13 protein-coding genes are annotated in these 13,216 nt (G+C 62.9%); 8 read left to right on the top strand and 5 right to left on the bottom strand.

Annotated elements, in window-relative coordinates:
- The first annotated feature begins 101 nt into the window (after positions 1–101).
- The 3 genes from NKH30_RS16930 (at position 102) to ade (ending at position 4,165) form a co-directional block, all read left to right on the top strand.
- Positions 102–584, top strand: coding sequence for a class I SAM-dependent methyltransferase (locus NKH30_RS16930; protein WP_352819708.1), 483 nt, complete (start codon positions 102–104; stop codon positions 582–584).
- A 578-nt stretch (positions 585–1,162) separates the two neighbouring features.
- A complete protein-coding gene (locus NKH30_RS16925) occupies positions 1,163–1,615 on the top strand; it encodes a cupin domain-containing protein (protein ID WP_352996236.1) in 453 nt (150 codons plus the stop codon).
- A 738-nt stretch (positions 1,616–2,353) separates the two neighbouring features.
- Positions 2,354–4,165, top strand: coding sequence for an adenine deaminase (gene ade / locus NKH30_RS16920; RefSeq protein WP_352453476.1), 1,812 nt, complete (start codon positions 2,354–2,356; stop codon positions 4,163–4,165).
- 140 nt (positions 4,166–4,305) lie between these two features.
- Here the strand turns inward: ade and NKH30_RS16915 are convergent, their stop codons facing one another.
- From NKH30_RS16915 to NKH30_RS16905, 3 genes are all read right to left on the bottom strand, one after another.
- Positions 4,306–5,469 carry an alpha/beta hydrolase gene (locus tag NKH30_RS16915; protein ID WP_352637012.1) on the bottom strand — a complete coding sequence of 388 codons (1,164 nt, stop codon included), beginning with the start codon at positions 5,467–5,469 and terminating at the stop codon, positions 4,306–4,308.
- A 132-nt stretch (positions 5,470–5,601) separates the two neighbouring features.
- Entirely contained in the window at positions 5,602–6,675 is a 1,074-nt protein-coding gene (locus tag NKH30_RS16910; protein WP_352451120.1) for an alpha/beta hydrolase, read from the bottom strand.
- Positions 6,676–6,779: 104 nt separating this feature from the next.
- Positions 6,780–8,174, bottom strand: a complete 1,395-nt coding sequence (locus tag NKH30_RS16905) for a hypothetical protein (protein ID WP_352996234.1) — start codon at positions 8,172–8,174, stop codon at positions 6,780–6,782.
- Positions 8,175–8,300: 126 nt separating this feature from the next.
- On the opposite strand from NKH30_RS16905, the gene ilvA reads away from it, so the two are divergent.
- Both ilvA and NKH30_RS16895 read left to right on the top strand, forming a co-directional pair.
- A complete protein-coding gene (gene ilvA, locus NKH30_RS16900) occupies positions 8,301–9,557 on the top strand; it encodes a threonine ammonia-lyase IlvA (RefSeq protein WP_352472737.1) in 1,257 nt (418 codons plus the stop codon).
- The gene (locus NKH30_RS16895) at positions 9,554–10,126 is read left to right on the top strand and encodes a DUF1697 domain-containing protein (RefSeq protein WP_352684877.1); all 573 of its coding nucleotides are present in this window, start codon (positions 9,554–9,556) and stop codon (positions 10,124–10,126) included. The genes ilvA and NKH30_RS16895 overlap by 4 nt, the downstream gene beginning before the upstream one ends.
- 8 nt (positions 10,127–10,134) lie before the next feature.
- On the opposite strand, the gene NKH30_RS16890 is transcribed toward NKH30_RS16895, so the two are convergent.
- Positions 10,135–10,428, bottom strand: a complete 294-nt coding sequence (locus NKH30_RS16890) for a DUF2218 domain-containing protein (protein WP_352472739.1) — start codon at positions 10,426–10,428, stop codon at positions 10,135–10,137.
- Between the two features lie 78 nt (positions 10,429–10,506).
- On the bottom strand, positions 10,507–10,947 hold the full coding sequence (gloA, locus tag NKH30_RS16885; RefSeq protein WP_023674793.1) for a lactoylglutathione lyase: 441 nt from the start codon (positions 10,945–10,947) through the stop codon (positions 10,507–10,509).
- 215 nt (positions 10,948–11,162) lie between these two features.
- Between gloA and NKH30_RS16880 the strand changes: the two genes are divergently transcribed.
- Genes NKH30_RS16880 through NKH30_RS16870 form a run of 3 tightly spaced genes read left to right on the top strand, consistent with a single transcriptional unit; the run spans position 11,163 to position 13,130 of the window.
- A complete protein-coding gene (locus NKH30_RS16880; RefSeq protein ID WP_502893739.1) occupies positions 11,163–11,759 on the top strand; it encodes a cold-shock protein in 597 nt (198 codons plus the stop codon).
- A gap of 19 nt (positions 11,760–11,778) precedes the next feature.
- Positions 11,779–12,342 (top strand): DUF192 domain-containing protein, encoded by a 564-nt coding sequence (locus NKH30_RS16875; RefSeq protein ID WP_352451115.1) that lies wholly within the window; start codon positions 11,779–11,781, stop codon positions 12,340–12,342.
- A 20-nt stretch (positions 12,343–12,362) separates the two neighbouring features.
- Positions 12,363–13,130: an alpha/beta fold hydrolase gene (locus NKH30_RS16870; protein WP_352451114.1), complete on the top strand. Its 768-nt coding sequence runs from the start codon at positions 12,363–12,365 to the stop codon at positions 13,128–13,130.
- The last annotated feature ends 86 nt before the right edge of the window (positions 13,131–13,216 follow it).

Below are 13,216 nucleotides of genomic sequence, written 5' to 3'. Positions count from 1 at the left end.
TTTCGGCGATCTCTAATTTAGGAGTATATGATTTGTGGTGGTCAAGGTTCAAAAGAGGTTTTGCAGGAACATGGGAGGATAGACTGGACGGGATATTCTCATTGGAGATCGACTATGCTGGGAAATCCATTCTCGATGTTGGCTGCAATATGGGTGTTGTCGCCTATGAGATCTCCAAGCTGAAACCCAGTTCGATCCACGGGATCGACATTGCCAAGCCGCACATCGAGACCGCAAAGATGTTGTTGAGTGGCTCCCCGGTACATGCCAGGTTCGATCGCCTAAACCTCGGCAGCCGGCGCCTCGGCAATATCCTTCTACCGAAATACGATATCGTCCTGCTGCTGGCCGTCTATCAGCACATGCAGCGCAACATCGGCCCAGGCAAGGCGCGAAGGGTGCTTTCCAATATTGTGAGGCGCACCTCGAACGTCGTTGCCCGCGTTCCGCCTGGAACGGATGGCGAATTCATCGAAACGCTTTCTGACGAGGGGTTCCAGGTTAAGAGCACTCACACATCGCCTCTTGGCAGTCATGTGCTGGTGTTTGAGAAACCGCCTCACGCACCTCTAAGATTGTGCTGATTTAATTCGATTTCCTCTTCTGGAGCCACCCTTGGCGTAGTTGTCTAACTCGTCGTCGGTGCCGGCCTGCAGATTGATGTGGATTGGTTTGGCCATGAACGTCTGTTCTCCTTTTGCCACACGATTCCCACAACGGCGTGTTTCCCACAAAATCCGTTGCACGAGTGGAGAGATTAAAATGAAATGAAAAACCCCGGCGCAAACCGGGGAATTACAAGCGTTGAGGGGTTAGTTGCGAGGGTGCAACGGACTAGAACGGGATTTTAAGTCCCTTGCGTCTACCAATTCCGCCACGTCCGGAGGCCAGTCCTGTTCAGATGCCGGGCAGGGGCCGTCAAGCCGTCTTCTGCCGTCGACAAATCTGGCACTGGAAGCTAGCGAGGCCGATCACCTACAGTGATACAAACAAAATCGTTTCACCTGGAAATGTTTTTAGCGGCAGCTTCCGCGGCTACCGCGAATGCGCGTCCCCCGTTCGCAGGATGCGTTCGGGCGCTCTGCCCTGATAGACTCCAATTGGCAAGTGGATCGGCGCGCCGATACTCGACGCCGTCCTCTACAGACATTGGGAGATTGTCATGCTCAAGCTTGCCTCTGCCCTGGCACTGCTGGTTGTTGGGACGGCGTCTCTGTTTGCCGATGAGATGCCGATGAACGCCAAAGACATCAAATGGGGTCCTGCTCCAGCTGTCATTCCCGCTGGCACGGAAATGGCTGTTGTCGCTGGAGACCCCTCAAAGGAGGGCGCCTATGTGCTGCGGTTGAAGACACCCGCCGGCTACAAAATTGCCGCACATAATCATCCCACCACGGAATGCGTAACGGTGCTTTCCGGCAACTTCCATATTGGAATGGGCGATAAGCTCGACGAGGCGAAAGGTGTCGAACTGACTGCTGGCGGCTTCGGCGTCGCGCCGGCCGGAATGAATCACTTTGCCTGGACGACAAGCGATACGATCATCCAGGTTCATGGCGAGGGGCCATTCAAGATCACCTACGTCAACCCGGCAGACGATCCAAGCAAGAAGTGACAGTTCGGGATCGAATTGAGTGAACCGGCCGAAGGCTCGAACGATGGAGTGCGTCAAACTCCGCGACCGTCGATTCAGAAGGATCCTCTAACGAGACGAAAGCTGATTGGCCGCAACGGAATCGTATTCCGCCTGGGCCATTTGCCATGAATGGCGCAATAACAAAAACCCGCCTCGGGAGGCGGGTCGTTGGAGCCAATTGGCACCATACCCAAATTTAGTAGCATAGCTGCCGGCACAAAGCAAGAACAAAGTTGCTGCGGCCGGCAAAAAATGCCCTTGGCGATTGGCGAAGGCCATGGCGCATCGATCTCCCTCCTTGAGGGGAGATGGCCGGGAGGCCAGAGGGGGTCGTCGCGCGTGGATAGGCGACCCCTCTGTCGCCTTCGGCGACATCTCCCCCTCGAGGGCAGGGCTATCGCAGATGGAACGCCGAGGCTTTCGCTCTACGACGTACCCCCACCCCTAACCCCTCCCCACAAGGGGGAGGGAGACTTCCGTTGGCGCTGACCTCGGCAAATTTGCCTGCCTTTCGGCGCCAAAAGGGGAAGTAAGGGCGCGCGGCAGCATTCCCTCCCCCTTGTGGGGAGGGTTAGGGTGGGGGTCCATCTTCGTAAGAATCCAAATGCGATAGCCCTGCCTCGAGGGGGGAGATCCGCAACTTCGCCGTCCGCGCTTACTTCCCCGCTGGTCAAAATCCTCGCGGCTTGGCACAGTCGGGCAAAGAGGAGCCTGTTGATGCCGAAGACCGCCAATGCGACGAAACCAAAACCCTGGGCCGAGATGGCGACGCATCTGGTCGATGTCGCCATGGGCCGCAAGCCCGCCGATCTCGTCATCCGCAACGGGCGCTGGGTCAACGTCCATTCGGGCGAGATCATCGCCGGCACCGACATCGCCATTGCCGGCGGCCGCTTTGCCTATTGCGGGCCGAACGCCGGCCATGCCATCGGCCAGGGCACCAAGGTGGTCGATGCCGGCGGCCGCTATCTGGTGCCGGGGCTTTGCGACGCGCATATGCATGTCGAGAGCGGCATGGTGACGGTGACGGAATTCTGCCGCGCGGTGATCCCGCACGGCACCACCTCGATGTTCATCGATCCGCATGAGATCGCCAACGTGCTCGGCCTGCCGGGCGTGCGGCTGATGCATGACGAGGCCGTCGCCATGCCGGTCAACGTACTCGTGCAGATGCCGTCCTGCGTGCCTTCGGCACCGGGGCTGGAGCATGCCGGCGCCGAGCTGACCGTCGCCGACGTTGCCGAAGCGATGAGCTGGGAGAACATCATCGGGCTCGGCGAGGTGATGAATTTTCCGGGCGTCGCCGCCAACGATCCGGTGATGTCGGGCGAGATCGCCGCGACGGTGAGGGCCGGCAAGACCGTCGGCGGGCATTATGCCTCGCGCGATCTCGGCCTGCCGTTCCACGGCTATGTCGCCGGCGGCCCCGAGGACGATCATGAAGGCACGCGCGCCGAGGACGCCATCGCCCGCGTCCGCCAGGGCATGAAGGCGATGCTGCGGCTGGGCTCGGCCTGGTATGACGTGGCCTCGCAGATCAAGGCGGTGACGGAGAGCGGGCTCGACCCGCGCAACTTCATCCTGTGCACCGACGACAGCCATTCCGGCACGCTGGTGCACGAAGGCCATATGGACCGGGTCGTGCGCCACGCCATCAGCCAGGGCTTGAAGCCGGTGACGGCGATCCAGATGGCGACGCTCAACACCGCCCAGCATTTCCGGCTGGAGCGCGAGATCGGCTCGATCGCGCCGGGACGGCTCGCCGATCTGCTGATCGTCTCCGACCTCGCCGAAATGACCATCGACGAGGTCTATGGCCGCGGCGTCAGGCTGGCCAAGGGCGGCAAGCTCGAAATCGACATTCCAGCCTACGACTATCCGAAGACGGCGAAGAACACCGTCAAGCTCGGCAGGAAGCTCAAGCCCGGCGATTTCGATATCGCCGCACCCCTGGGCGCCAACGAGGTGCGGGTGCGGGTCATCGGCGTCATCGAAAACCAGGCGCCGACGCGGGCGCTGGAGGCCGATCTTGCCGTCGAGGACGGGCTGGTCGCCATGGACCGCCGCAACGATGTCTGCCAGATCGCGCTGGTCGAACGCCACAAGGGCACCGGCGGCGTCACCAACGCCTTCGTCTCCGGCTTCGGCTATATCGGCGACTGCGCCATGGCGTCGAGCGTGGCCCACGATGCCCACCACATCATCGTCGTCGGCACCAACAAGCAGGATATGGCTCTGGCCGTGAACCGGCTGGGCGAGGTCGGCGGCGGCGTCGTGCTGTTTTCCAACGGCAAGGAGCTGGCGCTGGTCGAAATGCGGATCGCCGGGCTGATGTCGGACGAGCGCGCCGAAATCGTCGCCGCCAAGGCCGACAAACTCAGCGACGCCATGCGGCAGATGGGCTGCTCGCTCAACAACGCCTACATGCAGCACTCGCTGCTGGCGCTGGTCGTCATCCCCGAGCTCAGAATTTCCGACGTCGGCCTGATCGACGTGACAACTTTTCAGAAGGTTGATTTGTTCGTTTGAAGAATCATTGAACCCTGGAGGGACAGCGCCCGGACAGCGCCCCCTCTGTCCGGCAGGACAGAGGGGGGCGCGAAGGATCGCTGCAGAGCGTTTTTGTTGACAGCTGCCAATCACCGGCGCGTTTGGCAGCAGAGGTCGGCTCACCCGCCGGTGGCGATGGTCAGCACTTTGAACGGCGTGGTGATGACGATTTCGGCGACCGAGCCGACGGCCTTGCCGAGGCCCTGGCCGAGATTGTCGAGCTGGGCCGGCGCGGTCTCTTCGGAGGCGAGGCCGGCCGGGGCGCGCAGGCGGTCGCCGAGCAGCTGCACCAGGAACGGGTTGTCGGCGAATTTGGCGTGGTTCAGCCGGTCGCCGCCCTTGGTCTTGGTCAGGTCGACCACCGAGACGCCATAGCTGGCGAGGTCGGCCGCGTCGCCATAGTCGCCGACGCGTGGCTTGTCGCCGGAGATCAGGGTCGACAGCCTGAGCGCCCGGTCGTCGCCCGAAAGCAGCACGGCGAACGGCTTGTCGGGCTTGCCGTAGCGGATCATCTGCTTCTTGAACACGTCGACGTCGATATCGGGTGAGGCCAGGATGACGTAGCCGAGCTTGCCGCCGAGGTCGCGGTCGCCGGTGATGGCAAGCTGGCGCAACGCTTCCATGGTCACCCAGGTCCCCATCGAATGGGCAATGATGTCGATGCTCTTGGCGCGGCTCTTGGCGAGCATGCGCAGCGTCGCTTCGAGATCGTCGCGCGCCGCATTGGCGCTTTCCTTGTCGTAGATGTAGCCGGTCGTCTTGCCGCTCGACGCCCACGAAAACAGCACCGGCGTGCCTGGGTATTTCGTGTCGTGCGCGATCTGCGTCAGCCGGTAGATACCGTCATCGAAGCCGTTGTTGAAGCCGTGCACGAAAACCAGCGCGCGGTCGCCGCGCATGGCGATGTCGGCGCCGACCGCCTTGGCGAATTGCGGCGCGCCTTCGTAGAAGGTGACGCCGGTCGCCGTGAAATCCTTCGCCGGATTGCTGTTGGCCGAGCCCTTGACCCGCTCGATGGCGCCGAGCTGGTGGATTTTGGGCACCGTCACCTCGACGCTGGCAAAGCTGGTGGTCGGCGAACGGTCGCCGTCGAACACCTGCCGGGGCTCTTTCATTGCCTTTTGCCGGGTTGTGGCGACGAAGATCTTGTGCGTCGCCGCAATGTCCGAAGCAGGCACGATGATCGTCGTCTTGTTGAGCAGATCGTGCGTGTTCTGGCCGGCGCAGCCGGTAACCGCGAGCGCGAACGCAACGACGAGAAAGATCTTCGAAGGCACGATCACGCGGGCTCCCGCAAAGGCGACGTCGAGCCGGAGACGTCTTGGCCTATTCGATAGAGGCAGAGGCCGGCGCGGTCCAGTTCAAACTGTTCCGATGGTGCGGCAATGGTCAACGGTCGCTGCCGCGCAATGCAGCTATTGTCCGACCGAGGCGATGCGGTCTGTCACCTCGCGGTCGCTGGCAAACCCGTCATCCTCGCGCAGCTTCTGGCCGATCAACTGCACCAATTCCGGATTATCGGCGAATTTGGTGTGGTTGAAGCGGTCGGTTCCCTTGACGCTGGAGAGATCGACGACCGACACGCCATAGCTGGCGAGGTCGGCGGCGTTCTTGTAGTCGCCGACGCGCGGCCGCGCACCGGCGATCAGGCCGGAGAGCCGCAGCGCCCGGTCGTCGTCGGAGAGCAGCAGGATGAACGGCTTGTCCGGCTTGCCGTAGCGGCGCATCTGGCTCTTGAACACGTCGACGTCGATGTCGGGCGAGGCCAGCACGACGTCGCCGAGCTTGCCGCCCAGATCACGGTCGCCGGTGATGGCGAGCTGGCGCAACGCCTCCATGGTAACCCAGGTCCCCAGCGAATGGGCGACGATGTCGATGCGCCGCGCGCCGGTCTGCGCCAGCATTCTCAGCGTCACTTCCAGCTGGTCGCGGGCAACGCTGGCGCTTTCTTTGTCGTAGACGTAGTCGGTGGTCTTGGCGCCCGACGCCCAGGAAAACAGCACCGGCGTGCCCGGATAGCCGGAATCATGGGTGATCTGCGTGACGCGGTAGACGGCGTCGTCGAAGCCGGTGTTGTAGCCGTGGACGAAGACCATGACACGGCCGCCGCGCGCCGCGATGTCGGCGCTGAGGGCGCTGGAGAATTTCGGCTGGGTGTCGTAGCCGACGACCTCGGAAGCCATGAAGTATTTGGCCGGATCGTCCGACTTGCCGCGTGAGCGCCGCTCGATCTGGCCTGTCTTGTGGATGCCGGGGACGGTGACGTTGACGCGGGCATAGTTCAGCGTCGCCGAACGCTCGCCGTCGAAGACCTTGTTGGGATCGTCGGAGCGCTTGCGCGTCGTGGCGATGAAGATCGAGTGATTGCCGGCGATTTCCGTCACCGGCACCGCCATCATGGCGCTGCCGAGCAGTTCCTCGGTTTGGCGGCCGCCGCAGCCGGCGAGCAGCGCGGCAAGGACAATGATGCAAATCGTCTTCAAGGGCACTTAAGCAATTCCACTCCGGCCTGACCAAAGGCCCATCCACCTCCGCCGCACCTCCCGGACAGGCGAAGTGCGGCAGAAGTAAGTCGCAGGCGCCCGAAATGCGCTCAGCGCCCCGCGACTGCCATCGCACTGTTGCGCGAAAGCCAGAACGGCGGCAGGAACGCCGGAATGTTGGAAAAGGGCAGCACTTCCGGCTTCAGCCTTATGCCGAGCACGTCGGTCATGAAGGCGCGGCGCGCCTCGATGCGGCGCCAGGCTTCGGGATGGCGCGCCGCGATCTCTTCGCGCAGCGCCTCGTCGGCCAGCGCGATGCCGTCCTCGATGTTTGTGGTGAAATAATCGGTGCCGGTCGCCGGGATGATGTCGACCTGCAAGGCCATGCCCGATTTCAATCTGATGTCGGAGCCGGAAAATACCGGCGAATGCATCCATTCGTCGATATGGATGAGATGGCCGGGGTTGAGCGCTACGCCGAAGAACCGATCGCCGATGCGCTCATGCACAGCTTGCCACAACGCGCCGCCGAGAACGCCGATGCCGACCGTCTCGTACCAGTCGACGACGGCGCAGAAATAGGGCGCGACCAGCTTCTCGACATAGTCCTGGATGCCTCTCGGAAGCTCGGCCGCGTCCTCGACCAGAAAACCGGCGCGGGCATTGAGCGAGCCCTGGATGCCATAGGCCATGGTGATCGGGTCGCCGCGCTTGATGACGTCAAGACGCGGGCTTGGCAGGCCATAGGCCGCCCGCCTGCCGGCCGACAGCATCGGGTGGCAGCATTGCGGGAGGCCGTTGATGCCCATCAGCCGCGCCGCCTGCAATTCGGTCATGCCGGGTTCGATGCCTTGCAGGACATTGCGCAGGCCTTGCGAGGAATAGGTCGCGGCGAATTCGAACGCGGCCAGCTGGTCGGCCTCGTTGATGGCGCGCAGGCCGTCGGCAGGATTCATCAAAAGGTTCGCCGCGTTGACGATCACGCCCCTATCGCCGGCAAGGCTGCGCAACATGTCGGCGATGAAGGACGGCAGGTCGAGCGTCGTTTCGCCAAAACCCGCATCGCCGGGGCCGAACGGCTTCCAGCCGATGGCGCCGATGCGCTGGCCGGCTTTCAGGCCGCAACCGACGAGGATGTCGGCCAGCGCTTGCGAACGGTCGCGCGGCTGCGCCGGCAGCGAGAACGTCTGGTAGAGCACGCGCTCGTAAGGCCCGTCGCAGATCTCGGCATAGCCCCAGCCCTCATTGCCGACCAGCAGTTTCGGCGGCTTACCGGGAACGATGACCAGCAGCGTCTCCTCGAAGCGAGGATCGTAGCCGCAGAGGTAGGCGACATTGGCCGCATGTTCGCGGTCGCCATAGACGACGAAGGCATCGAACCCGCCGCGCGCGACCAGTGCCGCTATACGGGCCTCGTAGGTGGCGCGCGTAACCAGCGGCATCGCCGTCGGCTCGCCGAACTTCGGCAGCGACACGGTTTTCCGGGCCACCGATGCGACAGGCATGAACACACGCTCCTAACGGCCAACGAGGTTTTGGGAACACCCTTTCGGGTGGCCGGACAATGGCTTCGCGAGGCCGGATATGCAATAGCGGGACCGAATTCGCCTAGCCTGTGGGGTGCTCCAGCCATGACCAGTTTCTCTTCTCGCGTCGCTGCCGCCGCTGCCGCGATCCGCGAGATCTTTCCGGAGACGCCGCTGCAGGAAAACGACTATCTGTCGAAGAAGACCGGCGCGCGGGTGCTGCTGAAGCGCGAGGACCTGACGCCGGTGCGCTCCTACAAGATCCGGGGCGCCTTCAACTTCTTCCGCAAGACGCTCGCCGCCGGCAACGCTGCCGAGCTGTTTGTCTGCGCCTCGGCCGGCAATCATGCGCAGGGCTTTGCCTTCGTCTGCCGCCATTTCGGCAAGAAGGGCGTCGTCTTCATGCCGGTGACGACGCCGCAGCAGAAGATCGACAAGACGCGGCTGTTCGGCGGCGCGTTCGTCGAGATCAGGCTGGTCGGCGATTTCTTCGACGACTGCTACCGCGCGGCACTTGAATTCACCGAAACTGCCGGCGCCCACATGGTGCCGCCGTTCGACCACAAGGACATCATCGAAGGGCAGGCGACCGTCGCCTATGAGATATCAGGCCAGATGCCCGGCGCGCGCATGGCTGATATCGTCATGCTGCCGGTCGGCGGCGGCGGCCTGGCCGCCGGCGTCACCCATTATTTCGCCGACCAGCACCGCGAAACGCGCTTCGTCTTTTGCGAGCCGGCCGGCGCCCCGAGTTTGAGCGAGAGCCTCGCCGCCGGAAAGCGGATCAAGCTCGCCAAGGTCGACAATTTCGTCGACGGCGCAGCAGTGGCCGAGATCGGCCGCGAGCCGTTGCGCCACCTGAAGGAGTTTGCCGCCGACACCGTGCGGCTGATCCCGGAAAACCGGCTCTGCGCAACCATGATCGAAATGCTCAATGTCGAAGGCGTCGTGCTCGAGCCGGCCGGCGCGCTGGCGATCGATGCGCTCAAGGATTTTTCCAGGAAGGAAATCAGGGGCAAGACCATCGTCGCCGTGGTGTCGGGCGGCAATTTCGATTTCGAGCGGCTGCCGGATGTGAAGGAACGGGCGCTGCGCTTCGAGGGCTTGAAGAAATACTTCATCATCCGCTTTCCGCAACGGCCCGGCGCGCTGCGCGATTTCCTCGAATTGCTGGGTCCCGACGACGACATCGCCCGCTTCGAATATCTGAAGAAATCGGCGCGCAATTTCGGTTCGGTGCTGATCGGCATCGAAACCAAGGACCGCCGCAATTTCGACCTGCTCAAGGCGAATTTCGACGCCGAGAGCGTCCATTACCAGGACATCACAGACAACGAGACGCTCGCCGGGTTCATCATATGAGCAGCAACGATCTTCCGAACGCTCCGGCGAAGGTTTTTATCGCGCTGTTTTCCGGCATCAATGTCGGCGGCAACCGCATCGTCAAGATGGCGGAACTCAGGTCATTTTTGGAGCAGCTCGGCTTCTCCGATGTCGCCACCTATGTGCAGAGCGGCAACGCCGTGTTCCGGTCGCCAGATGGCGATACGGCGACGCTGACCAAGCGGTTGGAAGCGGAATTCGAGAAGAAATGGGGGTTCCATTCACGCATCATGGTGCGCGATATCGGCTGGCTCGAGCGGCTGGCGGCCGACAATCCCTATCCGGAAGTGGCCGGCGAGCCGACCAAGCTGCATGCCTATGCGCTGGAGCGCCGGCCGACCGCCGAGGAGGTCGCCCGGCTGGCGGAAAAATGCACCGGGCCAGAACGCTTCGAGATCAAGGGCGACGTGCTCTACCTGCATGCGCCTGACGGGCTCGGCAAATCCGTGTTTGCCAATCAAATTCCGCGCGTTCTGAAGGTGCCGGGCACGGCGCGCAATTGGCGCACCGTGCTGATGCTGCTGGACATGGCGAAGGCCGGCGGTTGACAGGTCGTCTACGCGGTCGGAGCGCGTTTCCAGTCGAATGCCAGCTCTTCACGGAAGGCGAAGCGCTTGATGTGCTCGGCGACGACCGTTTCCAGGCGCTCGAGCGAGCCGGCTTCATCGGTCGTCACTGCAATGTGCAGCGCAGCCGGGTCGGCATCGAGAACCGTGCGGCCGAGCGTCAGATCGATGGTGCCGTGGTTCGGGTCGAATTCGACGGGAAACTTGTGCGCCCAATGTTTGCACAGCTGCTGCAGATAGCGGCTGGCATGTTCGGTGGCGACGTCGACATGGCTGGCCGGCATGAATGAATTCTCCTTGGGAATGCGGACGCGAAAACCGAACCAGGGCCCGCCTGCGTCCGTTCAAGATGGCGTGATCGGTTACCAGCTGCCGGTGTTCGGCATCGACGCCCACGGCTCGGCCTTCGGCTTGGCCGGACCTTTCTGCAACAGCTCGATCGAGATGCCGTCCGGCGATTTGACGAACGCCATGTTGCCGTCGCGCGGCGGCCGGTTGATGGTAACGCCATTGTCCATCAGCCGCTGACAGGTGGCGTAGATATCGTCGACCTCATAGGCGAGATGGCCGAAATTGCGGCCGCCCTTGTAGTCTTCCGGGTCCCAATTGTAGGTCAGCTCGACCAGCGGCGCTTTCTCGCTGATGCCGCTCTGCTCGTCTTCGGGGGCGGCGAGGAAGATCAGCGTGTAGCGGCCTTGCTCGTTTTCATGGCGGCGCACCTCCTTGAGGCCAAGCTTGTTGCAGTAGAAATCGAGCGAAGCATCGATGTCGGCGACGCGGACCATGGTGTGCAGATAGCGCATGATTTCCTCCTTATGTTGCGTTGCGGCGCAACATAGGGGCGGCCCGGCCAAAGGGCAATTGGCCACGCTTGCCGGCGCCGGCAAACGGCAAATCCGCTATTCCTGTACGGAACCGTGAAAAAAGGCACGTCAGGTCTTGCACACACCGGAAGCCGCGGTGTTAATCTGATACCAAGAATCAGTTGCGGTGTTTGTTGAAAAAAGGGGGCGTTCTTATGGGGGAAAAGGCCTCTTTCATGGGGCGGGACGGGGCCGGTAACGATGCGTTGAAGCGGGATGAGAGCGCCGATACGGCCGATCTCGTCGAAATCGCCGGCGCCATCAAATGGTTCGACGTGGCCAAGGGCTACGGTTTCATCCTTCCCGATGATGGTACTTCGGGCGACATCCTCCTCCATGTGACATGCCTTCGAAAGGACGGTTTTCAGACCGCCCTGGAAGGCGCCCGTGTCGTCTGCCTGGTCAAGCAGGGCGAGCGCGGGCTGCAGGCCTTCCGCGTGCTCTCGATGGATGTCACCACGGCGGTGCATCCGGCGGAGATGCAGGAGCAGCGCACCCATGTCGCGGTGACGCCGGAAAGCGGCCTCGAACGGGCGCTGGTCAAATGGTTCAACCGCACCAAGGGGTTCGGCTTTCTGACCCGGGGCGAGGGCACCGAGGACATTTTCGTCCACATGGAGACGCTGCGCCGCTACGGCATCACCGAACTCCGGCCGGGCCAGGTGGTGCTGGTCCGCTTCGGACGCGGCGACAAAGGCCTTATGGCTGCCGAAATTCACCCCGATATGGGTACCTTGCCGGTCTCGCATTAGTTCCGGCCGAGGATTTCATATGGCTCACAGGAACCGGCTGACGGCGGGCGCGCTCTGCGCCGGGATTTTCCTCATCGTCGCCGCAAGCGCCTTCTTCTATTTTCAGCAACCGAGTTCCGCCGACGGCAAGGCGATGATCCTTCCCGTCGACCCGGCGCCGCTGGTCGCGGTGACGAAGGCCGGCGAGCGTTCTTTTTCCGTGGAAATCGCCGACACGCCCGCCGAGCGCGAAGCCGGCCTGATGTTCCGCCGCCACATGGCCGACAATCACGGCATGCTGTTCGTGTTCGGCGCGCCGCAGGATGTGAGTTTCTGGATGAAGAACACGCCGATGCCGCTCGACCTGATCTTCGTCGGCCAGGACGGCCGGATCCGGGCGATCAGGCAAGGCGAGCCGCAGTCGGAGGCGATCATCTCGCCGGACGAACCGGTGCGCTTCGTGCTCGAGCTCAAGGCGGGCACGGCCGCCAAAAAGGGCATTGAGGACGGCGACCTGCTGCGCCATCCGGCCATCGGCACGGCGCCGGGGCCGGCCATGCCGCCGCCCGACAAGGGCGATGCGCCGAATGTCGATTCCGACTGAACGGGCAGGATCTTCGGCCGATGCAGTTCTTCTCCCATGACGGTTTCGACCTTGCTTTCCTTGACCGCCAGCCGGCATCGGGGCAGGGCGATCCGGTGCTGATGATCCACGGCTTTGCCTCGAGCCACTACGTCAACTGGGTGTCGCCCGGCTGGTTCAAGACGCTGAACGATGCCGGCTACCGTGCCATCGCCTTTGACAATCGCGGCCATGGCTCGTCGTCGAAGAGCTATGACGAAGCCGACTACACGCCGGCAAAAATGGCGTCGGACGCGGCAGCGCTTTTGAACCATCTCGGCATCGAACGCGCTCATGTCATGGGTTACTCGATGGGCGCGCGCATATCGGCCTTCCTGGCGCTCTCCGACCCGGACAAGGTGGCGACGCTGGTCTTCGGCGGCCTCGGCATCGGCATGGTCGACGGCGTCGGCGACTGGGATCCGATAGCCGACGCCCTTCTGGCCGACGATCCGGCAGGCACCAGCGATCCGCGCGGCCGCTCGTTCCGTGCCTTCGCCGATCAGACCCGCAGCGATCGCCGGGCGCTCGCTGCCTGCATCGCCACCTCCCGCGAATTGCTGAGCGAGGCCGATCTTGCCCGCATTGCCCAGCCGACGCTGATCGCCGTCGGCACCAAGGACGACATCGGCGGCTCGCCGGATGAGCTCGCCGCCTTGATGCCGAGCGCCAGGGCGTTTCACATCGAAGGTCGCGACCACATGCTGGCGGTCGGCGACAAGACCTTCAAGCAGCGTGTGCTGGAGTTTTATGCCGAGCATCCGCTCTGATGGATGGCTCCCCAAAAAGCGGCCATCGGGCCTGAAGCTGGGGTTCTTAGCGGTTTTGCAACGATACGGGGGTAACTAAGCGTGAC

Origin of the sequence: Mesorhizobium sp. M1273, from assembly GCF_040318195.1 — a bacterium.
In the GTDB taxonomy this organism is placed as follows: Bacteria; Pseudomonadota; Alphaproteobacteria; order Rhizobiales; family Rhizobiaceae; genus Mesorhizobium.
The sequence above is the reverse complement of the archived record's forward strand: the minus strand, read 5'-3'. Positions and strand labels throughout refer to the sequence as shown.